This window comes from Paenibacillus sp. Y930, assembly GCF_056786375.1.
Genome location: NZ_JBXCIX010000003.1, coordinates 551,583 through 577,241 on the forward strand (window position 1 = coordinate 551,583; position 25,659 = coordinate 577,241).

Consider the following 25,659-nt stretch of genomic DNA (forward strand, 5'->3'; position numbering starts at 1 on the left):
GTAGAGATCAGCACAATTCGCTTATGTCCTTGTCTGCATAAATAATCGACCATTTTATAGCTTTCCGCAAAATCATCGATCGAAACATAAGAGTAATTATACGTTTCAAATTACGAGCGTTGTTATTCGGAATATCATTGTTCTCTTTCATAACCTTCATAATCATTGCTTTTGTATCGACACTAATATCTGGATGATTATTAATTGCTCTAGATACGGTGGTTACATCTACAACACTACTTATTCGTCATCCATTGAGTATTAACCCTTTACTGCGCCTGCAACAACGCCTTCAATAATGTATTTCTGACAGAATAAATAGAAAATGACAATAGGAATAATCGCTAGAACTAGCATGGCCATCATTGCGCCCATATCAATTGATCCATATCCACCTTTAAGATATTGAACAGCAATCGGAATCGTTTTATATTCTGTACCGATGATTAGAAATGGTAGTAAGTAGTCATTCCATACCCACATGACATTCAAAATAGCTACTGTAATAGCGATTGGTTTCAATATAGGAAGAATAACTTTAAAGAACATTTCTGGTGGTCCACCGCCATCTATCATTACAGCTTCCTCAATTTCAAGCGGTATTGATTTGACAAAACCACTAAACAAGAAGACCGAAAGCCCCGAACCAAACCCTAAATAAATAATTAAAATACCTATGGGGTTGTCTAAACCTAATACGTTAGCTGTTTTTGACATTGTAAACATAACCATTTGGAATGGTACGATCATAGAAAAGACAAACATGTAAAATAATGTGCTAGCCCATTTTGTTTTCACACGCGTTAAATACCAACCCGTCATGGATGTGAAAAATACAATTGCTGCAACTGCGCCTATCGTTATGAACAAGGACATTCCGAAAGCTGAAAAGAAATTGATTTTCTGAATACCGCTTGTATAGTTTTCAAGTCCAACATACGTATCACTGTTTGGGAATACAAACGGTGCATCACTTATGAAAAATTTTCCTTTAAAGGAGTTCATTAAAACAATCAGTATCGGGGATAGAAATGCTGCTGCCAATACGAAAAGAAAGAGAAAGAGAAACGGTCGCTTTTGTTGTGTATCATCCATTAGTTTTCGATCTCCTTTCTTCTAGTAATAGCAAGTTGAACAATTACAATAATTCCTACCATTAGGAAAAACATAACAGCTTTAGCTTGACCAACACCTTCAAATCCAGCTTTACCATAGAATGTATTAAAAATATCCAGAGCTAGCATTGCCGTTTGTTTGGCAGGAGCACCTGCAGTCAATGCTAAGTTTTGGTCAAATAGCTTAAATGAATTGGAAATACTTAAGAACAAACAAATCGTAATCGAAGGCATAACAAGCGGTAAAATGATTTTACGAAGGATAACTCTATTCGAAGCACCATCAATTTTTGCTGCTTCAAGCTGCTCTTTCGGAACGTTTTGAATACCAGCAATGTAGATGATCATCATATAACCGATAAGTTGCCAATTCATTAGAATAACTAATCCCCAAAAACCAAAGGCAGGATCATTCGTAAGTGTAACATCGAACTTATAAAGAATACCGTTGAATATTAGTTGCCAGATATAACCTAGTACGATACCACCAATAAGGTTAGGCATGAAGAAAACTGTACGGAATACATTCTTACCTAGCACTTTTTTGGTTAGTAATAAAGCGATCAAAAATGCGAACACATTAATTGAAATTACAGACACAATTGTAAATCTAGCTGTAAACCATAAAGCATTAAGAAAGTCCTTGTCTGCGAATGCTTTAATATAGTTGTCTAATCCAACCCATGTAGCATCATTTACTGTTGTAAACTGTGTAAATGACAAGTATATCCCCATAATAAACGGAACAATGAAAGCTAGTGTAAATGCAATTAATGTCGGCAATGCAAAAAGAGCAAAATATTTCTGAATCAACTTCTGCATAGCGTTCTCTCCTGTTCTGCTATCTCGTGTAATAACAGATGTCACTATACGACTGTCTTGTATAGTGACATCTGTTTAAACTACTTATTTATTGCTTAGCTTATTTACTTCTAACTTATCTATTACTTCGCTTTTTCACTTTTCCAAGAATTTACGACAACTGTGGATACTTTATCCCAAGTTTCGTTACCTTGAGCATATTGGAGTAATGCATCACCGAAGCTGTTTTTGAAATCTTCACTTGGGAATGCTGCGAATGTCCAAGCTACAGATGTTGTATCTTTTTCCATCCAAGCTAAAATTTCTTTAGCAAGTGGATCAGCTGGTTTTTCATTTTCTGCAAATGTATTGAATGGAGCGATGAAGCCAAGATCATTCGTTACATAAGCTTTACCCGTTTCACTTGTGAACAACCACTCAAGGAATGCGATTGAAGCTTGTTGCTTAGACTCAGAAACTTTGCTGTTAATGGCGAAGTAGTTTTCAGTACCAACAGCTAACCCTTGGTTTTCTTCACCAGTTACACCAGTGTAGATAGGAAGGAATTTAATATCCTCAGAGTTTACAGTGTTACCGCTAACTTCATTGATTTGATTCCAAGCCCAGTTACCATTTTGAACCATAGCAGATTGACCAAGTGCGAATTCTGCCATAGAATCTGCAGCTGTTTTACTACCTAGAAGCGTAGGTTTTACAGTAGAGTTATTGATGTAAAGATCAAAAATGTTTTTGAAGTTGTTGCCGTAAGAGAATTTGATCTCATCAGCAGAAAGACCTGCTCTTGTAGCATTGTCGAAACCTTGAATATCATTGAATTCATAGAACAAAGGAATGTTCGCTAGATGCGTTTGCCATCTCCATTGCTCACCAGCACCTAGAGAAGTAGAAGAGAATACACCTTTAATTCCAAGCGCATCAGCATTAGCTTGCATATCTTCAACTACTGATTTCAATGTATCGAAGTTATTTACTTCTTCCATTGAAGAGATGGATGTTGCTTTAGTACCTAGAGCAAAGTATTTCTCCATAATCGCGTTGTTGTAGATAATGCCATATCCTTCTACTACGTAAGGAATACCATATACGCCTTCGCCTTCGGATACTGCAAGGCTTTGATCAGAAAGGTAGCTGTATAATTTAGTATCTTTCAAATCAAGTGTGTATTCTTTCCAAGCATCGTATCCAACAGGACCGTTAATTTGGAAAATTGTTGGAGCTTCTGATTTTGCAATTTCTGATTTCAACATTGTTTCATAAGTACCCGCCGCTGCTGTTTCAACTTTAACTTTAACTCCAGTTTCTGCTTCGTAATCTTTAGCAATTTTTTTGTATACTTCAGCAATTTCCGGTTTGAAGTTAAGGTAATAAATCGTTTCGTTTGATTTGGCACCTTCATTACCTTGACCATTATCCGTTCCTTTTGGAGCATTTGTTCCACCATTGTTGGAACAAGCTGCGATAAATACTAGTGACATTACCAAAAGCACACTCAAAACTTTGTTGAATTTCTTCATTCTAAAATCCCCCTCTAAAATGAAATTCATAAAGTAAAAGCGTATTCCGGAAAGCTTATCGGAAACGATACCGAAAACGATTTCACATGCAAACATGTGGTATCACAGACATTTATAAATGACAATTGTTTTTTTTATCTCTCTCCTTTTTCCAAATTTAATTCATATTTTTTTCTTAATAACTATTGATAATACTAACTTCCCCAGTACTTTCTTAGATTATTCTTAAAATTTTCGAAACGAAAGAGAGCTATCAACGTATTACTACGTTGATAGCTCTCTTTGTCATTTATAGGGTGGTTCTTTAATTAAACATTAATTCGTTCATTTATATTTTTCACATAATCATCAGTAATACGAACCTCAATCATCTCATCTTCTTTCAAAAACTTGAACACTCCATTGTTAAAGTCAGTGCCAACTTCTTTATAGAAGATACCTTCGTATTTTGCATTATGTGTATGATTGAAGCAAAGTTTATATTCATCCTCCGTACATGTCAAGTATGCTCTAATTCCTTTTTCGTAGAACTCATCTTGGTTGTTAGCGCCACGGGAAACTGAAATAATATGCAAATCTATGAAAGGAATTTCGCCCAACAATACGTTGATAAATGAACCGCGAGTAATCTCTTCCCAACGATTTTGTGCAGTTTGACCGAGCACTACTTGTGTAATCTTTTTATCAGTCGCAACTTCTGCAATAACTTTTGCAACTGGTCGTTTTTCATTATATTTAATAATAAATTGTTCAGCGCCATGCTCCTGTGCTAATTTTTTCCAGGCAGAAATATAATGAGTTTTTTCTATATCCCATTCACTTTCTGGTTGAGCGTCTACTGTCAATACGTAAAGAGGACAATTGAGCATTTCTGCAATTTTGCCGCCTCTCCGAATAAGTCGTTCACCGTTTGGCCCATAATACACACAGACCAGTATGCATTCATCCATACCTGCAGTCTTCATGATTATTCATTCACCTCATCTTAATAATAGCTTTAGCCTACATAATTGGGGTGCTCTTGTCAATGTAGTGTTGTATAATTAATAGAAATTAATCAAGCTTATGCTTACGATGCTACTTTTTATATACAAGTGGTTGCATCGTGAGCAGAATATAAAAAGTTTAAGCTTATGCTTACGATGCTACTTTTTATATACAAGTGGTTGCATCGTGAGCAGAATATAAAAAGTTTAAGGAGGAAGCCTTTTTGTCTACATTACATCTAGCGATCTTACTTCCCTTTGTATTTGTCATAATAATCCCATTGTTATACAAATACACATCTGCTATACATACCGGTTGGATTGCGTTATTTGTTCCTGTCGCTTTGTTTGTCTATTTCGCAGGCTATTTCTCGATCTATGAAGCGATTGAGCCAATAATCGTTTCTGTCCCATGGATTCCCTCGCTTGATATTCACTTTACGCTTTATTTAGATAGCTTATCATTGCTATTTGCCTTACTCATAACAGGTATTGGTTCATTAGTCGTTCTTTATTCCATCTTTTACTTATCTAAGGACCGCGAACGACTTCATCACTTCTATACCTACCTTATGTTATTTATGGGCGCAATGCTTGGTTCGGTACTATCAGATAATTTACTTGTATTATATACGTTCTGGGAGCTTACTAGCGTTTCATCATTTTTACTAATTGCTTATTGGTATCAACGACAGCGTTCAAGATATGGTGCTCAGAAAGCAATGTACATTACGATGACAGGCGGTTTTTCCATGCTGCTAGGCTTCATTATTTTATATGTAGCCTCCGGCACGTTCAGCATTCGTGAAATTATTGCAATGAGTGATACTGTTTCTGCACATTACTTGTTCATTCCAGCAATGTTCTTTATTCTACTAGGAGCATTTACGAAATCAGCACAGTTTCCGTTCCATATTTGGTTGCCTGATGCGATGGAAGCACCTACACCAATTAGCGCATACTTACATTCAGCTACGATGGTGAAGGCTGGTGTATATCTAGTCGCTCGGATGACGCCAATATTCGGTGCTCAGCTAGAATGGTCTTGGACCATTATTATTGTCGGTATTGTAACGCTGTTCTGGGGCTCATTCAATGCGCTCAAGCAATACGATCTAAAGGCTTTGCTCGCTTATTCCACCATAAGTCAACTCGGATTAATTATGAGTTTACTCGGTGTCGGCTCCCTGGGGATGAATGGAATGTTTGAGGATGAAATAAGCTTTGCTTTTATGGGCGCATTTCTTGCAGCGATCTTCCACCTTATTAATCACTCTGTGTTCAAAGGTAGTCTGTTCATGATGGTAGGTATTCTCGATCATGAAACAGGTACACGTGACATTCGTAAACTGGGTGGTATTATGCATCTTATGCCAATATCATTCACATTGACGATGATAGGTGCCTTCTCGATGGCTGGTTTACCGCCATTTAGTGGATTTCTTAGTAAAGAAATGTTCTTTACTAGCATGCTTACGTTATCTGAAAACAATAGTTCATGGGTCAACATCATTCCTGTTGTCGCATGGATAGCAAGTATTTTCACATTTATTTACTGTATGATTATTATTTTCAAATCGTTCACAGGGACGTATCATGCTAATCTGTTAGAACGTGTGCCTCATGAGGCTCCAATTGGGATGTTAGCGTCACCTGCAACACTTTCTATATTAGCCATTGCTCTATTCTTCTTCCCTAGTCTTATCGTAACCTCTATTTTAGAACCTACGGTTAAAGGGATGGCACCTAATGTATTTGCAAAGGATCCCAACTGGCATGCACCTCATATTACTGCTTGGCATGGACTTAACTTAGAATTATTTATGACGATTGGGCTTATTATTATCGGAATATTCCTATTTTTGAGAATAGAGAAATGGAAATCACCCATCTTTTCTTTATTGTCCAAACGATATAGCTTGAATCAGTTATATGATAAAGGCATTGTAAACCTAGAAAAATTCGGTGCGGCAGTAACTCGTAGTTATATGACGGGCTCTACGACACATTATTTAATTTATATTTTCTGTTTCTTAATTATTACTGTACTCGGAACGTTGTTGGCAACAAATTCCTTTTACTTAGATATATCTAATGATTCGCCAATTGAATGGTATGAATTCGTATTAGGTATCGCGACTGTTATTGCTGCAGTATTTGTTCTATTCTCCAAATCACGACTAATGTCTATTATGGGAGTTAGCGTTATCGGCTTTACAGTGTCGCTCTTCTTCGTCATTTTCCGAGCGCCTGATCTTGCCTTAACTCAGTTAGTTGTCGAGACGATCTCTACTACACTGTTCTTACTATGCTTCTACTTTTTACCGAAGTTGAAGACGAATATTACATCTCTAAAATTCAAACTTACTAATGCGATTGTCGCTGTAGGGGTTGGAACGACATTAACGTTAATTGGTCTCTCTGCTTATGGTCATCGTATTTTCCAGCCTATCGCATCCTACTTCAACGATGCCTATCAATTAGCTGGTGCGAAAAATATCGTTAATGCAATCCTTGTAGATTTCCGAGCTTTCGATACGATGCTTGAGATTGTTGTATTGTTCTCAGCCGGTATCGGAATTTACACTTTGATTAAATTAAGACATGCGGGAAGGAATGAATAAAATATGAAGTTTACTGATGTTTATTTGCAAACAGCTACGAAAATTCTCGTATTTATAATCATGACCTTCTCTATCTATGTACTCTTTGCAGGTCATAATAATCCTGGTGGAGGTTTTATTGGAGGGTTAATTACTGCTTCTGCGCTAATATTGCTCTATATTGCCTTCGATCTCCAATCGGTACGTGATATTATTCCTGTTGATTTCAAGAAACTTGCTGCAACAGGTGTACTTATTGCTGTATTAACAGGCGTCGTTTCACTTGTGCTGGATGTTCCTTTTCTCTCACAAACCTACACTTACGTTGATCTGCCTTTCCTTGGGAAAACAGAGCTCGCAAGTGCAGCGATCTTTGATCTAGGTGTATACTTGACCGTTCTGGGGACGACAATGACGATCATTACGAGCATAAGTGAGGATGACATCTAATGGAAACATTTATTATTATTATTGCTGGGATACTTTTTACGATTGCAGTTTATCTTATTTTGAATAAAAACTTTCTGCGGATCATTCTGGGTGTAACATTGTTCAGTCATGCTACTCACCTTATGTTAATCGCTATTAACGGACTTAAGAAAGGTAATGCTCCATTGCTAAGTGAGCACGGTGAAATTTATACAGATCCAATTCCACAAGCATTAATATTAACATCTATCGTCATTAGCTTCGCACTTACTGCATTATTACTTGTGCTGGGCTATCGAACCTATATCGAGCTTGGAACTGACAACATGAAAAAGCTGAAAGGAGAATCGCATGAGTAATATTCTAATCTATCCCATTATTATCCCTTTGCTAATGGCAATGGTTCTTGTATTTATTCGCGAAAAAATTAAGCTGCAGCAATGGTTAACCGGTATAAGTGTACTCGCTGTTATTGCGATATCTGCTTTCACTGTCTACCATGTTTCTGAGCAAGGCATTGCCGTGCTTGAGCTAGGTGGTTGGTCCGCACCTTATGGTATTGTGCTCGTTGGTGATATGTTAGCTGTTATTCTAGTTACGGTAGCAAGCTTTGTAACGTTAATGTGTTTACTATTTGGCTTCAATTCATTCGAAGTTGGTCATAAACGCCATTTTGTCTATCCGATGATTCTTATACTACTTGCGGGTGTCAATGGTAGCTTCTTAACAGGAGATATTTTCAATCTATTCGTATTTTTTGAGGTTATGTTAATTGCATCGTATGTACTAATCGTACTCGGTGGTAAGAAAATTCAGCTGCGAGAATCCATTAAATATGTACTTATCAATGTTATTGCTTCTACCTTGTTCGTTATCGCAACCGGTTATTTGTATTCTGTAACTGGAACTTTGAATATGGCGCATCTATCTGAGCGTGTTGCAATGGCTAGCCTAGATGGCCTACTTACAGCAATAAGCTTCTTATACTTAACCGTATTCGGATTGAAATCAGGGCTATTGCTGTTCTTCTGGCTGCCTGGTTCATACAGTGCCCCACCTGCACCGATTGCAGCATTGTTTGCAGCATTGTTAACGAAAGTAGGTGTATATACGATTATCCGTATGTTCACACTTATTTTCTACCATAATCCGGAGGTTACACATACAGTGATGATGTGGATGGCCGCCATAACGATGATACTCGGCGCTCTTGGCGCAATCTCACAATGGGAAATTAAGAAGATTCTCTCCTATAATGTTATCGTTTCTGTAGGTTTCATCTTATTCGGAGTATCGATAGCGACCGAGCAATCACTTAGTGGCTCTCTCTTCTATCTCATTCATGATATGCTTTCTAAAGCATTAATCTTTATTACTGGCGGTGCGATCATTAGTATCTTTGGTACAGACAAGCTTAAAGAATTTAGCGGCTTAATTCTATTCCGTCCACTGCTTGGCTGGTTATTCTTTATCGGAGCATTAGCATTAGCAGGTGTTCCACCTCTCGGCGGCTTTGTCGGTAAAGTAATGATCTTGAAAGGTGCCGTAGCCGAAGGAGAATTAATTATATCGATTATTGGCTTGTTAACAAGCTTACTCGTGCTATACTCCGTCATGAAAATATTTATCCATAGCTTCTGGGGCGAGACGTTAATGAGTGAAGGCCAAGAATATTCTACTGGCACAAACGCATTACTACCAGGTACGATTCTTGTCATCTGTATTGCTGGTATGGGTATTGGTGCAGAATGGATCATGACATTTATCTCACAAGCAACGGATGTTATGGTCAATCCAAATATATATATCGAGGCGGTACTCCAGCAGATTAGTCCTTGACCCCAGCCTAAGTAAAAGGGAAGTGTAAATCAATGACAACGCAGATACTAATTAACCTATTAATTGCTTTTATTTGGATGCTACTGAATGAAAGCTGGAATATCGTTATTTTTGCAGTCGGCTACGTAGTTGGCTTTATCATCATCCTAACGATGCGACGCTTTTTTGCTACTCCATTCTATGGGAAGAAGCTGTCTGCTGCAGTAAAACTATTGCTACTATTTATCGTTGAACTATTCAAATCAAGCATCACCGTTCTTAAGGAAATTCTTCGTCCTAGGTTAACGATTCAGCCCGGCATCTTCAAATCAGAGACGATTCTTGAAACTGATTTTGAAATCTCATTACTTATTTCATTGCTTACGTTAACACCAGGATCAGTCGTCATGGAAGTCGATCCAAAGCAAAAGGTATTGTATATACATGCAATGGATGCAAAAGATTTTCATAACAATATTACAAAAACTAAGAAGAAATTCGAAAATGCGATTATCGAGGTGATGCGATAATGTTTAATACAATTATGTTGCTTGCGATGTTTCTCCTTTCTATCTCACTTATTATTACGCTTTATCGTATTATTAAAGGACCGACGATTCATGATCGAATTCTTGCGCTCGATTCTATTGCCTACATCATTATCGGAATAGTGGCCATATTATCGATCCATCTCAACTCTCATGCTTATCTAGAAACGATATTATTGATCGGTATTCTAGCATTCCTTAGTACGATTGCATTAAGCAGATATATGGAAAGGGGTGTCGTCATTGGGCGTAAACGGAATGATTGAATGGATTGTCATTATCCTCGTACTATTTGGCACAGCGATGAGTTTGCTAAGCTCGTTCGGACTAATTCGCCTGCCGGATGTATATAATCGTGCTCATGCCACAACGAAGAGCGCTACATTAGGAATACTATCCATATTATTAGGTGCATTTATTTATTTCTCGTTCACACATGGCGTTTCAAGTGTTCGTCTATTGCTAGCGATCGTGTTCGTGTTTCTAACCGCTCCTGTCGCTGGCCATCTTGTTACTCGTTCTGCACATCGTTACGGTACACCACTTGCTCCCATAAGTGTACAGGATGATTTGAAAGTATTGTATGAAGAACAAGTTGTAAAAGATGAGCAAGAAAGACCTGTGGATGCAGATAACTAGATAGAACAGTAAGCAAAAAGGTGATCTCCAAGCTGGAGACCACCTTTTTGCAATTTTTCTGACTGTAGCAACATCCCCTTGATCTTTAACAAAGTCCCTCTTTTACTGTCAATGACTTGATAGGAAAATAAATATCCACCTCACAGTAATGATTAGTAGCTAATTTCTCATCGATATATTCATAATGAAAGAGTTCGGATTGATAGAAACTTGGCTTATGTAAACGGACATAGTTCTGGATATAAACCCCTATCTGTTCCAAATGCTTGCTAGTCAAACTCCTCGGATGGAAATCACCGATGTATGTAAAAATCGCGTACTTGCTCGCCGGAAGGGAATTCATTTCCACGCCAGCAGGAATTTCGTTGAATGAAGACACTTGGACAGAAGGGAAATAATAGCTGTATGACTCCTCTTCCCAAGACTCGTATTTTGTCAATCCGATATAAACTTGATCGTAGATCTTATGCTTTATGGAATCTCTATGTTTCATAAAAAATTCATTCCCAACCGTATTTGCCGTGAAATTATTCAAGTTTTCTTCCTGCATAATTTTATGTTTGGAACCGACTAAATTGATAGCAGACTTGAACACAACGGTTGGTGTAAAAATTAGGCCCCCATGAAGTTCCGTTAAATGGGATAGGTCAGCTTTCTCTGTGAGAGATAACTCGGGCTGTGTTTTTCTGAATTGGGTGGGGCTTAAACCGTACAGCTTTTTAAATGNTTTCTTCCTGCATAATTTTATGTTTGGAACCGACTAAATTGATAGCAGACTTGAACACAACGGTTGGTGTAAAAATTAGGCCCCCATGAAGTTCCGTTAAATGGGATAGGTCAGCTTTCTCTGTGAGAGATAACTCGGGCTGTGTTTTTCTGAATTGGGTGGGGCTTAAACCGTACAGCTTTTTAAATGCACGAATATAAGACTGCTCATGCTCAAATGCGAAGTAATTGCTAATATCGATAACGTTGTAGCGCGACTCTAATAACAATTCGATGCTCGCGGATAGCTTTCTTGCACGAATATAGTTCATAAGTGATTGCCCGACTGCGCGACTTAGCAATCTATGCGCATGATATTTGGACATATGAACAGTTTGTGCAATTTCTAAAACATTTAATTTGTATTTCAACCTCGACTGTATATAAATCAGAGCGGATTCAATCGTTTCAAGCATGCTTCTGTTCATCTGTATCTCTAACCCCTTTCGAAAAAAGCGCAAGATTGGTTCATTGCCAAGCTCATTTGTATAGTAGTATAATCCATATTACCATGAAATGAGAAAACTGGAGGGTAGCAAATGAATAGTTTTTTTCAATTAGAGATGGAGGAAGATGTAAGTGGACTGCTTGCACAGGCAAGAAAAGCAGCATTGTCAGCAATACAATCGTACGACCTGGCATGGACAAGTATCCACTTTAATCAATTATCTGATACGATCACTTTCAAGATAGAGACGGAGAAGGATGGTTGTTTCCTGCTACGAATTCATTCAAATGATATGACTAAAGAGGAAATTCTTTCTGAAATCATATGGCTTAATGCGCTAGACCAATGTGAGGGTACCATCGTTCCGAATGGGATAGCAACACGTGACGGCGTCTATGTGCTTGAGATTGCAACAAATCACGACAGTCACATATACGTTACTTTGATGAGCTGGTTAGAAGGAGATCAGCAGTGTACTGGTCTAACAGATCGTCAGGTGATGAATATGGGGTTATTAATGGCGAATCTACATGAAGCAGCCGCAACCTTCGTGCCAACTCATGATTTTACGCGTCCAACTTGGGGAGCAGATAGCTTAAAGAGTGATATGACTAAGCTAAAAATTTACTATGAGTGTTTTTTAACAGACCAGGCATGGAGCTCGTACCAAGAAGCTGCTGAGAAAATTGAGCTTCAACTTGCGGCAATGCAAATAAACGATCATAACTATGGGTTAATTCATGCAGACTTGCATACAGGCAATGTTGTATTCAAAGCCGATGATCCGTTTCCTATCGATTTTGGCAGATGTGGATATGGGCATCATCTCTATGATATTGCAGGAGCTCTTGTTGGATTGTATCCCTATCAGCGGCAATTGTTTCTCCAAGCTTATGAAAGCGTTAGAAATCTTGAACCTAACTACATCGAGGATTTATCTTGTTTCTTTGTAATGGCCATGATCACGAATTACTGTAGTCATGCCTCCGACCCGAGAGAAACTGCCGGATTAATCGAAGAACAACCATACGCTCAAGCCATAATAAGAGAGTATATTAAGGGTGCTCCATTCCTGTTCAATCCTATCGAGCCGGTCGAGATCAAAGAGCCCCCTAAAATAGAAAAGAGGATTTAACAATGGATATTAAAGTTCAGCTCTGTGATGTAGATAACAAGTTTATTATAAATAATATCTACCCGCTCTATCTGCACGATTTATCTGAAATATGGGAAAACAAACCTAATCGGTTCGGGGTGTATGAAGAAAATGACATGATGACGCTGATTGAGCAAAATACAGTGTTTGATATATGGTGGGAAAAACCATCCCTATTATTCCCTTTCCTAATTACGGTTGATGATATTCCTGCTGGACTTGCTTTTGTCGCAACCCCGCCATTTACACCTTGCCCTTCATATATTAATTATTATTTGAATGAATTTTTCCTGCTACGCCCTTTCCGTAGCAAGGGTGTGGGAGAAGAAGCTGCTAGGCAGGTGTTTGACCAATTCAAAGGAAACTGGGAAGTACAGACAGGGCTAATGGATCGAAATATGAGAGCGCAAATGTTTTGGCGTAAGGCTTTAGCCGCTTACACCAATGGACAATATTCGGAAGAGCATGGAAAGGATACAGAAGGAAGTGATAAGCTAGTATTTCGGTTTACTAATTCGTAGGCGCATGAAAAGTGGAAGGTTTTCAGTAGATAAAATACTTCGCGGCGGAGAGAATATAAACTAGCTGAATAGCAATACGTTTGCCCTTATGTCTCCCATTTCAAATTAGTCAAACATAAGAAACGGGAGCATAATAGCGATGGAAGCAGTTCTTATTCTCTTGGCGATGCAATAACGATTACATGAGACATTATGTCTGTTGAAATAGCCTCTGATTTCCCCTAAAGTCATTTAATATCTAATCTTTTTTTGTAACTCTACCAATTATTAATCGCATGCTCCACAAAACCTACCAAATTATTAATCTCCAACACTTCTCCGTTATCCAGTATGACTTTACCATCGAATCTAGCAAAAACTTGGTGACAACTATTATCAACGAATAACATTTTCGTAGCAGTTTGTTGGTCGTATATAGGGATGAACATCATCTCAAAGCGGCCATCTTCACTCGTTATTTTCTTAGGAGACATAAAGCCATTCTCATTCAGCGTAATATTAATCTTACTTATTTTATGTGCTTTTCCGTCATAGAATAGCATGTTCTCAGTAGCCGCCGAAGTATCTCCAAATCCAAAGCCGATATTGAAGCCAAAACGTTTGCCATTCACATAGCTACTGCCACTACCCCAAATCCATTCATGACTGAACGACCATACGCCTCTGCCCCAGTCGATTAGACCGAATGCAGTGTCAGGTTCAAACGTATACTCTTTCTCGCCTTCTCCGATCTTCACAACTCCTGTAGCCGGCATACAATTCGTCTTATGATTGTAGAAGAATTGTGTTTCCTTCTCTGCAAAAGGAGTTGCTATTACAAGTGAAGTAAGATCTGGCTGTGATAAAGTAACATCGACTTCAATCGTCGGATGCTGTTTACTCGTTGAACGGCAACGTAACCTTCTACCACCAGCATATACTTCAAAATGCATCTCTACATCTTTGCTACGATAATGTAAATCACCTTGTTCCGCAGAGCGAGGCATTTTCAAACTATTAAAAGGTAGTACTATCATTTTTGTTATTTCATAATGCTGACCTGATGCAAATTCAAATAATTTAACAGATACATGACCTGCATAGCCGACATGACCAATGGTCATCTGCAAGCAATAATCCGCATTATTTACTTGATAGAAATCCCATTCTTTAATTTGCCATGGAGATGCTTTAATATGTTCGCGATTATACGTTAATACTGCAGATGTACTGTAGCCTTTCTGGTTCAACATACCATCATTACTAAGTAGTGGACCTGGAGTAACAATTTCATATTGCATAACTACACCTCCGTTATTTTTGAAAACGCGATTTGGCAAAACGTCCTGCTTGAATTAACGGTTGATTGTTCAAACATAACCGTTTTTGTCCATTACGATCGCGCTCAATAGAGCATTTTCTCATTGCAAAATAACTACTCACTTGATCGATGCACTGAACCAGATCCCAAACTTCAATCTTCAAATCGTATAAATTGGGTTGCTCAGGACTCCAAAGCTCCATTTTCTCTATCCTAATGTTAACGTCACATTGATTACTATTAAACTTACATTGAACATCCTGCTGTACTACGACTCGATCTTTGAACGACACAGTAATTTTCAGCGTGTGTCGTTGCCCTTCCTTCATGCTATATATATGTAATGATATTAATTGTTCATCCACATTCGGAGTACATACAAGTTTCGCAATACCATTAGCAGCAACATTTTCAAGCCAAACCGTTTGCCATATGCCTGTTACTGCCGTATAGAATATCCCTTTTGGCTCTAATGATTGCTTACCGCGCTCCTGATATCCTTGATCTGTTGAGTCCCACACTGCTACTAGTACTTCGTTATTACCACCTTGAACAATATACTTAGTAATATCGAAATAAAAAGCACAATAACCACCTGATAATGCAGATTCTATTGGAAATGGCACAAGAATCTTACCTTCTGACTGAAAGGGTTTCTCTTGCAATTGCTCATCTTTATTTGTAACGCAGTATTCCCATAAATCATTCAAATTGTGCCATAAGGATCGCTCTAGTTAAGGTCTCGGATAATGGGGTAATATATGATCTGGAGTAACTTGATCTGCCCATTTCGTTTTTAAGCCTTTGCTTCCTATTTCCCACTTATTATGGATGTCCGTCCTCATTAAATTCTCCCGTCAGCAGTGGTCATTGCGGAATGAGCTCTTTACTATTATAAAACGCTTTCATACTTTTTAATATCTATTTTTCCATCGAACGGGAATTGTTTGGTGGCAACGAGTTGCTGCAGCTTTGCTAGCCCTAATTGGGCACCCTCAATTAACGCTTTAGGATAATTATATGTTTGTTGATTATGAAGGAATTCATCTTCATCTACTACTTTCCAATCCTCATGCGGCTCCTGCAAATAATCAAGATCTAGATCAACAAATGAAATAATACCATTATCCAATCGGGATGGCATTGCTACATTACAATAGTGCATCATTTCACCATTTTCTCGAAATGATACCGAAAACGTATACCACTCTTCAAAAAAGAAAATTTCTATGGATGGGTAAGGCATAATAAATTGCTTCTGCTTTGTATAATGGTGAAATTTCCGACCTGCGTGACAGGCAACCATCGCATATTGTTCATTAAGCTCAATTAAGTCAGCTTCCCATTCATAATGTAAGCGATTCGGATACTTAAATGCTTGAATTTGTACAGATTTTCTTAACTTGTTATAATGCTCCACTCTATCTCTCCTAGCTGTAAGGACATAAGAAGAGCCATCGTAAGATGACTCTTCCCATACCACCTATATTGTTTATTTTACTTGTTAAAATGATATGTCCAGAAATGTTCCTTACCGAATTTCGATTTAACTTCTGGTGATTCAGTATCACCATTACCAAACATCTCTGATATTTGGAACTGCGTAGCATGTGCCGCAATCGCATCTTTTTTCTGCTTCAGATACGATGACACATCGACAGTGATATCAGGATCCCCATTCATATCGTACATATCATGTGCGAACGCAATGCACCACACGGGGGGACGTTCACTTGCTGGTATATCTTCAAGAACGCGAATGACCGAGGCACCAGTAGCATCATGATCGGGATGAACACTGAACCCAGGGAAGAATGTAAGCACTAACGTTGGCTGTACATCGTTATATATCTCTCTAATGACCGAGTCAATATATTCCTTCGGCTCAAATTCAACGGTTTTATCAAGAAATCCTAACATGCGTACATCTTCAAAACCAATCGCCTTACAGGCTTGAATTAATTCTTGCTTACGATAATGGGGCAAACTAATTCGATCAGCAATCAAAGGATTACCAAGTCCTCGTCCCATCTCGCCTAATGTTAAGCATGCATAAGTGACTTGAGCACCTTCATCTATAAATTTCGCAAGCGTACCTGATAACCCGAATGCTTCATCATCAGGATGCGGTAAAACAACCAATATTTTTTCTGACATGGTGAAACCTCCTATTATTAGGTGTAAAGATGAATTTCATATTCTACATCGACTACGCTACGTCAGCATAATCGTCGTGATCACAAGTCAGTCGTTTAGAGTTACCTATTATAATAAGACTCTAAACGTTCGGCTGTCAGCACCGAGAAGATGGAGCGTTACTTGTGAAAGGCGGAAGCGTAAATGTACGTTATTGGTACATGCGAACCGTACTTTCCAAGTTCGCTTCATATTCGATGTCGACTAAGCTACGTCAGCATAATCATCGTGATCACAGTCGGACGTTTAGAGTTACCTATTTAGAAGGGGGTTGTGCTGAGTTGTAGGGCTACGACCAGCTTCCCCTCCGAATTAATTCCTGCCAATGCCAACCTACCTTGCTCATCATCCACAAAATGTGTTAATCCTTCTGCATAAACCCAACCATGCTCAAGCTTTAAGCCCACTCGGTAGGGACCTTTCCCTTCAATTGAACCATGTGAATACGTAATAACTGCGTTCCGTATAAAATTAGCTGCTGGATGCTTTGTTGCATCCAAATGTGCAGCGTAAGCGCCTGTCGTTAATTCCAAATGGATATATAATGGAGTGTTTCGAAAAGCATCGATATGTTTCTGAATATCTTCAACCTCAATTGGATTCATAAATACGCCTCACTTTCTACTCTACTTTCCATTATACAAGATATTGCCCGATAGATTAAATAATAATCTGATTCCAGCTAAAAAAAGGGACTACACTGCTGCTGTGACCACCATTGCATATTAACAATGAGATCAAATCACAGCATATGTAGCACCCTATTAGTAATGAATAACACAAGCTTCCGAGGAATGGCAGCTTCGACGCAGACTAAGCTCCGTTAGCATAATCTTCGTTATCAAAGTCCGCTGTTTTGAACTTCCCCTCTTCCTCTATAATTGCTTTATATATAATAGCTTGCCTTCACCCGGATAATAATACTCCGGCATATGACACATAAATGTAAAACCGTTGCGCTGAAACATTTTTCTAGCACTTTCATACTCAGGCAGATCGCAAGTAAACGTCTCAATATAGCGGCCTTGCTGCGCTTGGCAATATTGGAACATAGCATCCATCAGCTTCCAGCCTAGCTTACGGTGACGATATTCGCGATGTACACCGAAATATTCTAATCGATAACCACCACTACGATGTTCATTTTCAACAAATATGATCGCAGAAATAATGTGATCATCCTCTTCTTCAAACCAACAAAATACATGTTTCTCTTGTAAACTTCGCATCGGCAACCAACGTAATTGCTCCGTCTCCCCAGGTGTAAATCGTTGGTCATCAAAACAATCCTCACCTAGCAAAAAGTCTGATACTTTGCCCGCTTCCGTTCCAGTTGTGACAGGCTTAATATTAATATGTTGTTGAATCATCTCATTCATAATTCACCCTCATTTCCAGCATCTGTTGTTCACTTATGATATTTTTAGAGCGGCATTCCAGTTTAATTGCGCACCCTCTTGATAATAACGATCACTTTCAAAGAAATATAACTTCGCAATAAGATCATAACGATTGCGCTTCACTACCTGTACAAAACCTTCACGCGCATCATAAAATCTTCCGTTGCGATAAGCTTCAATCGCCGTTTCAAATTGTTTCTTTGTTTCTGCTTTCAATTGGCGAATATGGATAGAATCACCCTCATACCAATCAAATAATTGAATAGGCGCTTGATCCGAATCTAGCTGAATCCACCCTAGAGAACGGCATTGCATCGTTCTTGCAAGATCTAACTGCTCTCTTGCATGCGCAGTCAACAATACAGATACGCCAAGCTTTTCAGATAACCGTTCAAGGTCAAGTGTAAGCTGTACATGATTAGAAACAACACTACCTTCAAGACGCTGCTCTTCACCAATAATACCCAGCATAACATCGCCTGCATGAATAGCTACACCAATATCAATGAACGGCAAACCTTGCTCTGTTCGTTGCTCGTTGTACTCTTCAAGTGCACGACGTATATGATACGCTGCCATTAGCGAATGATTCGTGTCATTCGGGAACATCGTTAGCATACCAGGTCCTAAGTAACGGCTAATAAATCCACCATGCTCACGAATAATCGGTCCAAATTGCTTCAGAAATGAATTGATAAAAATAAAGTTTTCAGCAGTACTCAGCTTACTGGACATATCATTGAACTGACGCATATAGCAAACGAGTATCGTCATATTACGCGTCTGTTGTTCGCCTAGTTGTACATCGGACATCTTCTTTTTTCCAAGTACCTCCAAAAATTGCTGTGGTACAAATCGGAAATACATATTGCTTAATTTGGTCACTTCAAGTACATACCTTTTGATGGCACCTGCCATCATATTGAAGCGATCCCCTAATTCAGCCACTTCATCTCTTGTCGTAATTTGAACATTAACATCCCATTCACCACTCGCAATTTGATTAACACTACGACGTAGCTTACGAATTGACGCCAAAAAGTAAATCGTCATAATTGTAATAACTACAGCTAGCACAATTCCGATCCATGCAACGATTTCCAGTACTTTACCAAGTAAATTCATATTGCTGCGTGTAATACTCGCCATATCTTTACCTGTCTCATAAATTCCAATGACTTCGCCTGCACTATTGTAGATTGGTCCAAGCCCAAACATCCATTCACCACTGGAATCCTGCCATTCACCTAATACAAGTTCACCTTTCTCAAGCACAAGTTGATTATCTTCCGTAATTTCAAATGGTGTAAACATCGTAATACCATCATCATCGTCCATTACAATATATAGCTTGCCATTCATGTAACGATAGATCGTATTGTATAGACCATCACGTTCCTCACCAGAAAGTGAGAATACTTCGTTCAATCGTTGCTTCACATAGACAAACGAGCTACTCTTATAATCTAGCGGAGATGTTAATTGCTCCAGCTCGTCTCCATCAACAAGATAGTTACCATTGGCAGCTAATATTTTCAATTGTTTAAATGCGTCTTGCTTCTTCTCTGCCGAAACTGTTTGATAGACTGTGTAAGACAACCAAGCCATACATAGTAATAGTACAGGCAGTATAATAAGCAACTGCTTCATCAGAAGATACATTTTGCGCTTCATCAAATCGCGATAAATAAATCGAATCGTATAGATAACAACAAATAGAAGCAACGCAGCAATTATCCAGAACGCTACAGCTAACACATTGTGCATTGAACTATATTTGTATCCATCGTAAATGTTTGCAACCTGACCCTGCGAGTCAAGCTCAATAATATGCTCAGACGTCGTAACGAGAATATTTCCATAGTCAAGCGATAGATCAGTAAAGTTAGACCATGCGATATCGTCATATTGCTGCATAAGCTGTGATCGTGAAAGTATTTGCTCTGGGTTTGCTTGCTGGTTGTCCAATGCAATACGCATGACAGCTTCAGCATGCTGATCCAAATAATAAATATAAGAATTTTGTGCTATATCAATTTCAACCGGAAAGTTAAGGATATCTGCCTCAGCAGCAGGGAATAGCCCCGTTGATTCTGTTCCTTTTTGGGAGAAAAGGAATCCTTGCTTTGTAGTATAAAAAACTGGGGAGTTAGGTTTGCCAGTCACTTCTTTCAAAAAATGATTACTTGGCATTTCAAATCGGGAAACTTGAGTCGGATATTGCAGCAAGCCACTATTAACATTCATACTGAACATCGTTGTCGCATGTGTCTGTACATTGAAAAAATAAAGTTCCGAGCCTTCGATGTACAAGTTTTGTATGCGCCCTACCCGCATTAGAGAATCTGATGCGTCATATTGCTCGCTATGAATAACTAATTGCTCCTTACCATCGGCGCTTATTTTCAATATTTTCTCGCCTGTCACTTGCAGTCCATAATCATCGAGAATGGTAAGTAATGCATAGGCATTTCCATATGTATCTGTCGTGACATCATTGAACATATAAGTATGTCTAGCATCTTGATTCATCTCACTTGCTAGCGAGTAAATAAGCTTACCTGAAGCATCGATTTTCCGTAAAAACTTTTTAGAATCAGCAATCGTGTACAATGATCCTTGCTCACCTTTAATAGCTTGGGAGATCATTGCGTATTGCTCGCTAGATTTAACTGGCTGGAAGGTGGCCATATCTCTTAAACTAACGATAAAAACAATACAAATAAGTATACTCACAAGTAATAACATTAGCTTTGTTCTCAATACAATCTCTCCTGTACTTGAAATTGATTTATGTTAATCCATCGAGAAACCTAGCTATTATACGGCACTTAACTTTATTTTACTATATTTAAGTAATTTTGTGTTGATTTTGTACTTATTTATTGCCCTACTACAATACTAATAGTAAAATGAAATGGAATCCTCCCTTTCTACTCATATGTATGTGATATTCCTCTCAATATGGCATACGAATATTATTATATAAAGATAGGTGATAAACATCGGACAACTCGTTTGCGGCGGAGCATCGCTCCAGTGTAGTTTTGGAATGGCACCTAGTATCTTTCTCTCTCTCCCAATCAATAGAGTGACAACCACACTTCCTTACGCCAACATATTAGATAACAAACCTATGGTTAATATATTACCTTTTGCGATGTGTTCATCACTTGCTAACCCCACAGTAGCTGCTGCTACGGCAGTTGCACTCGGCGTATTAACACCAATGCCTTGTGTCCCTGTAACGGTTGCACCATGGGCACCAGGCTCTCCCACCGTTATGATCGCCAATATGCCTGCACTCAACAATTCTTCAAAATGTATGTGCTCTTTTGGAGGTGTAATCTCTATTAATGCACCAGGTCAATTTACTGTTCAGGTACCTTAGCTATCTTATCACCTATAGAAGTACAAAGGAGTAATGGCTCATGATTGAAAAAATTATTAAGCCGTTTCTTAATCCGATTAAAAAGCGTATAATTATGCCGCTTAAGCGGTTAAAAAATTGGCCTAAGCTTCTTGCAAAATGGATTAAACGCAAGTTTAAACAAATATTAGGTAAAAAAGAAACGACGAGGGAAAGTTATTTTGCTCTAGGTAATTATTACATATCCAAAAAACTCGTTATCATTATTATTATCGTTATTCTCGTCCTATATTTCTTTATTTTTATTAAGCCACCTAAATTCATCAATAAGTTATTAAATCGTACACCTGCGATTACTGTACAGGCAGACGGTGCAGCTACAGCCTACACGGGCAAAGCAAAGCTATTGACTAGTGATAAAGCGCTTATATACGAAGGTGAACTTGCTAATGGCGTCTATGAAGGTAAAGGTAAACTCTATTATTTGAATAAAGAATTACACTATGAAGGACAGTTTTCAAGAGGCCAATTCCATGGTATAGGAAAACTATATGCTGATACCGGTTTATTGGTCTACGATGGTAGCTTTGCCAATGGTCAATATGAAGGAGCAGGCAAGCTATTCAATCCGGATGGTAAACTCATTGAGCAAGGAGTTTTTACGCTAGGTATATTAACAGAAGGCTCCCAGTACCATAACGATGGCTCGCTCATTTATACAGGTAGCTTTGTTAATCGTATCTATGAAGGTGAAGGAACGTTATATTACAGCAATGGTACTGCATCCTATCAAGGTAACTTCAAGGCTGCTATTCCGCACGGGCAAGGTAGGAAATATACTGAGAACAATGTATTAGTCTATGAAGGTGAATGGTCTAATGGCATTTATACCGGAACAGGAACGCTATATGACACGGAGCAGACGATTATTTATCAGGGTCAATTTTTGAATGGAAACTACCACGGAGCAGGAAAAACGTTATATGATAATGGATTTATAGCGTATGAGGGTAGTTTCAGTAATGGTAAACGCTCGGGTCAAGGCACGGAGTTTTTTGAAGAAGGTAATGTGCAATATCAAGGTGAATTTCTGTCGAATCAATATCATGGAAATGGCACGCTATTCGACCTGAAAGGAAATACAATCTATACTGGAAGCTTTATGAATAATCAATATCATGGTTCTGGTGAGAAATATAATAGTGACGGCTTGTTAGAGTATGATGGTAGCTTCAAATACAATAAACTTAACGGAATTGGCAATTGGTATGAGGATGGAACTCGCATTATCTACATCGGGAACTTCCAAGATAACTATATCGATTTTAATGAAACACTTAAGCTATCATTTTCTGAACGAGAAGCATTACTCGGTAAGCCAGCTTCCGTAAAGACACAATTAGATGAATTGCCTGAAGTTATTCCACCTGTTGAACCTATTATTGACGAGCAAGCTGATCCTTCAGAAGCAGCTTCTAAGCCTATGGAAGCACTTGCGCTTAATAATAGTAGTTCTACAATCGTTACCGCAGCATTAGAGTCTATGTTATCGTCTGAAACAACTGAGCAGCCTACTACAACTGCTCCAGTAACAACGGAGCAGGCAGCTATTATACAAGGAGCTGATGTACAGCACTTCTATCCTCAGCTAAGTCTAACGTTTACAACGAGGCAGCATGATATTTCAGTTGAGGAATATGAATTGCTATCGATGACGATATCAGAGGGGCATGTACTCGATCAATTTTATAAGGAGCTGCTGGAACGAGTAACAGCTGCACCAGATAGAGTTAAGCTAATCGCATCTGGATTAACGCGATCTTTCTCAATTGATAATATTACGTATCAAATCAAACTTAATCGTGATGAAAAAGCCGTCTCGGCAATAGTAGATCTAACGACGCAATCGATAAATGGTTTACCAACACCGTCCAAAGTACCCGATGAACCGAAATAACAAATAGGAGACTGCTGCGAGACCAAATCGCTAGGATGTAGGTGAAAGGATAAAAACAAGTTTACTTTTACCTTTATTTCGTATCGCGGTGGCGTTGCTGTACAATTCTCACAAAAAACAAGAAAAACTAGTGTCTGTGGAGCAATAATCCGAGCAAACTGCCTACTCGCTCTGTAACATCAATTTTGACGCTACAGCATCTTATTTCTGTTCTAATTCTATCTCTCCTCGTTATGCATCATACATGGTACTCCAGACAGACAGAAAAAGGTGGAACCTTCGGTTCCACCAAATCTTATACTCCCTTAATAAGCATAAAGAAGGGATGTTCCGTAGTCATATTTCCCCCATGACTTTGGAGCATCCCTTTTTATTTCTCACTAGACCCACCTACTACGCTTGGCCTGTTGCCGCGCTATTGTGACTTTGCTCAATCGCTTCAGCAGCTAATCCTGCCGCTTCCTCTTCTACTGCCTTCACTGCCCACCAGCGTACTCGCAAACGTAATCTTTCCGTCTTCTGATTCACCTTTACCCCAATCCGGAAGCTACCTTTACTCGGGTATTGAATATGTGCTAGTGATACTTTAGGGAAATCTAATTCGTACTCACTTCCCTTAAATACATCTTTATCCCCCACTACAATCGTATCACTCCGCTTCCACATTTCAGGAACAGGAATATTACTTTGCCCATCCTCATCACTAAGCGCAAGTGTAAGCAGTACTGGAAGATGAGCATCGAATCCATGCTCAATTTCCTCTGAAATAAAGCGACGTTGCTTACGATGATACCACTTCAACTTCTTCGGAGGCTCAATCGAGATTTCTACAATCCCCGTAATCACCTGCTGCTCTTCTAACTCTTCAATCTGAGGTGGGATCAGTCTAGCAAATTCCTCCTCAATGGTCGGGAACGGAATAATCTGTTCTTCTGACTTAACAGATTCCTCTTGCACCGTTTGCTCTACATGCTCAGGAGCTGAAAGATTACTAGCTAGCAGCATTTTATAGAGCAGCGTTGGATTCACAACATAATCATGAAACGGCTGCTGAATGACTTTGTCGATGACATAACTTGCACCCATCTGCAACAAATTAATTTGCGCGATATAAATACAAGGATCACTCGGAGCCTCCATCGCTTGATCCAATGGACGTGCATAGTAAGCATGAAGAATTCGCTCTGCGACCGATTCTCTACTAATCTGAACCGTCTGCTTAGGCTGAGATAACTCATACAACAAACGCTCTCCGATAACTAGCTTTGCGCTACTTGAAACTGAAGATAATTGAATCTGTTTGCTCTTTTCATCTCCATCAGCTGGATGCGCGCGTAATGTAATTATTTTTTCATATCTTGTGGCATTCGCATCGGTTGGCTCACTGAAAACAACTTTACCATCGACAAGACCATCAATAATATCTGCATGCTCAAGCTCTAACTCATATTGGAAAGAGACCGGAGGTGTTTGAAGCGTTTTTTCAATAACTAGCTTTAGCTCGAAGCTTTGTCCATACTCCACATAGCGTGGTAGCTGCTGATAGATCCGTACTTGACCATCATCGTACCAGCTCCATGTATCTTCAATGAGATAATCATATTCGAGTTGCTGCGGCTTAGGCGCTTGCTCTGTAATATAAATGCGATAGCTTTCGAGAATACGATTATGCTCGCTAACTTCCTCACTAGCGCCAACGCCACCTCCTACGGTATGCACCGGTTCTTTGCCCTTCTCATCATAAGCGATACAAAGATAGACGTTTTTTGCATAATCATTGTTTGTAAAACCATCTACATTCGATAGTTTAATGGTAACAGGCGATGCGACTACAATTTCTCTACCTAATTTATCAAGAGCAACTCCTGTTTCCATCGAAATAGACTTATCATCTACAGCAACAACCTGTAATCCCGATACAACTCCACTTCCGAATAAAAGCCGATTACTTAGCCGGTGTTTATCTGAATTATACGTTTGCTCAGACATGAAATCTCGCACCGTCAGCAGCTTGCCATAGAAATAACGATTACGTTCGAACGGAACATACCTTGATTTATTCATACGCTCAT

The 25,659-nt window shown here is 38.8% G+C and carries 26 protein-coding genes; 11 read left to right on the plus strand and 15 right to left on the minus strand.

What is annotated here, in order from left to right:
• Positions 1-7 precede the first annotated feature (7 nt).
• From AC1TO5_RS11335 to AC1TO5_RS11355, 5 genes are all read right to left on the minus strand, one after another.
• Positions 8-244, minus strand: a complete 237-nt coding sequence (locus tag AC1TO5_RS11335) for a LacI family DNA-binding transcriptional regulator (protein WP_482063118.1) — start codon at positions 242-244, stop codon at positions 8-10.
• Positions 245-261: 17 nt separating this feature from the next.
• Positions 262-1,095, minus strand: a complete 834-nt coding sequence (locus tag AC1TO5_RS11340) for a carbohydrate ABC transporter permease (RefSeq protein ID WP_482062905.1) — start codon at positions 1,093-1,095, stop codon at positions 262-264.
• Entirely contained in the window at positions 1,095-1,937 is an 843-nt protein-coding gene (locus AC1TO5_RS11345; protein WP_482062906.1) for a carbohydrate ABC transporter permease, read from the minus strand. The genes AC1TO5_RS11340 and AC1TO5_RS11345 overlap by 1 nt, the downstream gene beginning before the upstream one ends.
• Before the next feature lie 122 nt (positions 1,938-2,059).
• On the minus strand, positions 2,060-3,451 hold the full coding sequence (locus AC1TO5_RS11350) for an ABC transporter substrate-binding protein (protein ID WP_482062907.1): 1,392 nt from the start codon (positions 3,449-3,451) through the stop codon (positions 2,060-2,062).
• Positions 3,452-3,759: 308 nt separating this feature from the next.
• Positions 3,760-4,416, minus strand: coding sequence for a universal stress protein (locus tag AC1TO5_RS11355; RefSeq protein ID WP_482062908.1), 657 nt, complete (start codon positions 4,414-4,416; stop codon positions 3,760-3,762).
• A 245-nt stretch (positions 4,417-4,661) separates the two neighbouring features.
• On the opposite strand from AC1TO5_RS11355, the gene AC1TO5_RS11360 reads away from it, so the two are divergent.
• From AC1TO5_RS11360 to mnhG, 7 genes are read left to right on the plus strand one after another with little or no spacing between them, the layout of a single operon-like run.
• On the plus strand, positions 4,662-7,061 hold the full coding sequence (locus tag AC1TO5_RS11360; protein ID WP_482062909.1) for a Na+/H+ antiporter subunit A: 2,400 nt from the start codon (positions 4,662-4,664) through the stop codon (positions 7,059-7,061).
• A 3-nt stretch (positions 7,062-7,064) separates the two neighbouring features.
• Positions 7,065-7,490, plus strand: a complete 426-nt coding sequence (locus tag AC1TO5_RS11365; protein WP_482062910.1) for a Na(+)/H(+) antiporter subunit B — start codon at positions 7,065-7,067, stop codon at positions 7,488-7,490.
• Positions 7,490-7,828: a Na(+)/H(+) antiporter subunit C gene (locus tag AC1TO5_RS11370; RefSeq protein ID WP_482062911.1), complete on the plus strand. Its 339-nt coding sequence runs from the start codon at positions 7,490-7,492 to the stop codon at positions 7,826-7,828. Before AC1TO5_RS11365 ends, AC1TO5_RS11370 begins: the two co-directional genes overlap by 1 nt.
• Positions 7,821-9,308, plus strand: a complete 1,488-nt coding sequence (locus tag AC1TO5_RS11375; RefSeq protein ID WP_482062912.1) for a Na+/H+ antiporter subunit D — start codon at positions 7,821-7,823, stop codon at positions 9,306-9,308. The genes AC1TO5_RS11370 and AC1TO5_RS11375 overlap by 8 nt, the downstream gene beginning before the upstream one ends.
• Positions 9,309-9,340: 32 nt before the next feature.
• Complete coding sequence (locus tag AC1TO5_RS11380) at positions 9,341-9,817, plus strand: Na+/H+ antiporter subunit E (protein WP_482062913.1); 477 nt, start codon at positions 9,341-9,343, stop codon at positions 9,815-9,817.
• A complete protein-coding gene (locus AC1TO5_RS11385; protein ID WP_482062914.1) occupies positions 9,817-10,101 on the plus strand; it encodes a Na(+)/H(+) antiporter subunit F1 in 285 nt (94 codons plus the stop codon). The genes AC1TO5_RS11380 and AC1TO5_RS11385 overlap by 1 nt, the downstream gene beginning before the upstream one ends.
• Positions 10,094-10,474, plus strand: a complete 381-nt coding sequence (gene mnhG, locus AC1TO5_RS11390; RefSeq protein ID WP_482062915.1) for a monovalent cation/H(+) antiporter subunit G — start codon at positions 10,094-10,096, stop codon at positions 10,472-10,474. Before AC1TO5_RS11385 ends, mnhG begins: the two co-directional genes overlap by 8 nt.
• Positions 10,475-10,559: 85 nt before the next feature.
• On the opposite strand, the gene AC1TO5_RS11395 is transcribed toward mnhG, so the two are convergent.
• Complete coding sequence (locus tag AC1TO5_RS11395; RefSeq protein WP_482062916.1) at positions 10,560-11,069, minus strand: GyrI-like domain-containing protein; 510 nt, start codon at positions 11,067-11,069, stop codon at positions 10,560-10,562.
• Positions 11,070-11,193: 124 nt separating this feature from the next.
• Positions 11,194-11,667 carry a helix-turn-helix transcriptional regulator gene (locus AC1TO5_RS11400; RefSeq protein ID WP_482062917.1) on the minus strand — a complete coding sequence of 158 codons (474 nt, stop codon included), beginning with the start codon at positions 11,665-11,667 and terminating at the stop codon, positions 11,194-11,196.
• A 111-nt stretch (positions 11,668-11,778) separates the two neighbouring features.
• On the opposite strand from AC1TO5_RS11400, the gene AC1TO5_RS11405 reads away from it, so the two are divergent.
• Entirely contained in the window at positions 11,779-12,822 is a 1,044-nt protein-coding gene (locus AC1TO5_RS11405) for a phosphotransferase enzyme family protein (protein ID WP_482062918.1), read from the plus strand.
• 2 nt (positions 12,823-12,824) lie between these two features.
• Positions 12,825-13,364: a GNAT family N-acetyltransferase gene (locus AC1TO5_RS11410; protein WP_482062919.1), complete on the plus strand. Its 540-nt coding sequence runs from the start codon at positions 12,825-12,827 to the stop codon at positions 13,362-13,364.
• 257 nt (positions 13,365-13,621) lie between these two features.
• Here the strand turns inward: AC1TO5_RS11410 and AC1TO5_RS11415 are convergent, their stop codons facing one another.
• From AC1TO5_RS11415 to AC1TO5_RS11445, 7 genes are all read right to left on the minus strand, one after another.
• Entirely contained in the window at positions 13,622-14,644 is a 1,023-nt protein-coding gene (locus tag AC1TO5_RS11415; protein ID WP_482062920.1) for a DUF2804 domain-containing protein, read from the minus strand.
• A 13-nt stretch (positions 14,645-14,657) separates the two neighbouring features.
• Positions 14,658-15,290 carry a hypothetical protein gene (locus tag AC1TO5_RS11420; RefSeq protein WP_482062921.1) on the minus strand — a complete coding sequence of 211 codons (633 nt, stop codon included), beginning with the start codon at positions 15,288-15,290 and terminating at the stop codon, positions 14,658-14,660.
• A 266-nt stretch (positions 15,291-15,556) separates the two neighbouring features.
• Positions 15,557-16,084 carry a DUF402 domain-containing protein gene (locus AC1TO5_RS11425; RefSeq protein ID WP_482062922.1) on the minus strand — a complete coding sequence of 176 codons (528 nt, stop codon included), beginning with the start codon at positions 16,082-16,084 and terminating at the stop codon, positions 15,557-15,559.
• Positions 16,085-16,161: 77 nt separating this feature from the next.
• Entirely contained in the window at positions 16,162-16,821 is a 660-nt protein-coding gene (gene bshB2 / locus AC1TO5_RS11430; protein ID WP_482062923.1) for a bacillithiol biosynthesis deacetylase BshB2, read from the minus strand.
• Positions 16,822-17,120: 299 nt separating this feature from the next.
• Complete coding sequence (locus tag AC1TO5_RS11435) at positions 17,121-17,465, minus strand: YojF family protein (protein WP_482062924.1); 345 nt, start codon at positions 17,463-17,465, stop codon at positions 17,121-17,123.
• Positions 17,466-17,735: 270 nt separating this feature from the next.
• A complete protein-coding gene (locus tag AC1TO5_RS11440; protein WP_482062925.1) occupies positions 17,736-18,239 on the minus strand; it encodes a GNAT family N-acetyltransferase in 504 nt (167 codons plus the stop codon).
• Positions 18,240-18,272: 33 nt separating this feature from the next.
• Entirely contained in the window at positions 18,273-21,023 is a 2,751-nt protein-coding gene (locus AC1TO5_RS11445) for a HAMP domain-containing protein (RefSeq protein ID WP_482062926.1), read from the minus strand.
• A 289-nt stretch (positions 21,024-21,312) separates the two neighbouring features.
• On the opposite strand from AC1TO5_RS11445, the gene AC1TO5_RS11450 reads away from it, so the two are divergent.
• Complete coding sequence (locus AC1TO5_RS11450; protein WP_482062927.1) at positions 21,313-21,651, plus strand: DUF4280 domain-containing protein; 339 nt, start codon at positions 21,313-21,315, stop codon at positions 21,649-21,651.
• 40 nt (positions 21,652-21,691) lie between these two features.
• Positions 21,692-23,587 (plus strand): MORN repeat-containing protein, encoded by a 1,896-nt coding sequence (locus AC1TO5_RS11455; RefSeq protein WP_482062928.1) that lies wholly within the window; start codon positions 21,692-21,694, stop codon positions 23,585-23,587.
• Positions 23,588-23,980: 393 nt separating this feature from the next.
• Here AC1TO5_RS11455 and AC1TO5_RS11460 read toward each other — a convergent pair whose 3' ends face one another.
• The gene (locus AC1TO5_RS11460; RefSeq protein WP_482062929.1) at positions 23,981-25,651 is read right to left on the minus strand and encodes a hypothetical protein; all 1,671 of its coding nucleotides are present in this window, start codon (positions 25,649-25,651) and stop codon (positions 23,981-23,983) included.
• Between the last annotated feature and the right edge of the window lie 8 nt (positions 25,652-25,659).